This window comes from Kitasatospora sp. NPDC092286 (genome assembly GCF_044755565.1).
Lineage (GTDB): Bacteria > Actinomycetota > Actinomycetes > Streptomycetales > Streptomycetaceae > Kitasatospora.
The window spans coordinates 1-1,176 of sequence record NZ_JBIVRD010000133.1; the positions used below are offsets into that span (position 1 = coordinate 1).

Annotated in this window: 1 protein-coding gene; it reads left to right on the forward strand. The window is 65.6% G+C overall.

The annotated features are described in order from the left end of the window. Positions 1–93: 93 nt before the first annotated feature. Positions 94–1,107: a hypothetical protein gene (locus tag ACIQIB_RS39525; RefSeq protein WP_400764323.1), complete on the forward strand. Its 1,014-nt coding sequence runs from the start codon at positions 94–96 to the stop codon at positions 1,105–1,107. The last annotated feature ends 69 nt before the right edge of the window (positions 1,108–1,176 follow it).

A 1,176-nucleotide genomic window follows, 5' to 3' on the forward strand; every position in this document is an offset into this window, starting at 1 on the left:
AAAGCTACCTCGCCGGCCTTCACCTCCGCGGCGCAATGATCTGGATCAAGGACCTCACCCGAACCCATTGATCACGACCGAATACGCGGCCTAGTGGACGCGCTGCACCGAGCTGGGGCTGACGAAGCTTTGAAGGCCTTGGGAGTACGGGCTGCCAGCCACACCGACCTGACCGATCCGTCCGCAGTGGCCCAGCTGGTCGACGCGCTGCAGCTGACTGGGCTTCGTGAAGCCGCCAGGAACTTGGGAGTACGGGCCGCCAGCCACACCGACGTGTCCAATCCGCGCTCGGTGGCACTGCTGGTGGACGCACTGTACCTGGCCAGGCTCGATGAAGCCGTCAAGATCCTGGCAATACGGGCCGCCAGCCACACCGACGTGTCCAAACCGCGCACGGTGGCGCAGCTGGTGAAGGCGTTCCACCTGGCCAGGCTCGATGAAGCCGTCAGGACCCTGGGGCCTCGAGCCGCCCGCTATGCCAACCTGACTGATCCCTCTGGAGTGCGCGTTCTACTGCTCTCCCTTGATCGGGCCGGGCTCGACGAGGCCGTCAGGACCTTGGGGGTGCGAGCTGCCCGTCATGCCAACCTGACCGATCCTTATGCGGTGGCCCGATTGCTGGAAACCCTGCGCGAGGCCGGGGTTGAGGAGGCCGTGCAGACATTGCTGGCCCTGGACCCCGCCAGCCACGCCAACCCGATCGATCTGCCCGGGGTTTCCTATCTACTGGACGAGCTGCGCGAGGTCAGGGCTGACGAAGCCGCCAGAACCCTCGGAACACGAGCCGCCCACCATACCGACCTGACCGATCCGCGCGCAGTGGCCGATCTACTGGACGCACTACACCAAGCCGAGGCTGACGAAGCCGCCAGAACCCTGGGGACACGAGCCGCCCACCACGCCGACGTAACTAAGCCGTCCACGGCGGCCCAATTGCTGAGTGCCCTGTGCCGGGCCGGAGCTGACGAGGCCGTACAGGCGTTGCTGGCCCTGGACCCCGCCAGCCACGCCGACGTGACCAAACCGCGCGCAGTGGCCGATCTACTGGACGCACTACACCAAGCCGAGGCTGACGAAGCTGTCAGAGAGCGGTTTGTGAGTGTTTGACTGGTTCTGGTGTCACCTGATGGTGTGAGTGTGGACTGGAGTTCGCTCGCTCGGCGCCGCTGCTCTGCT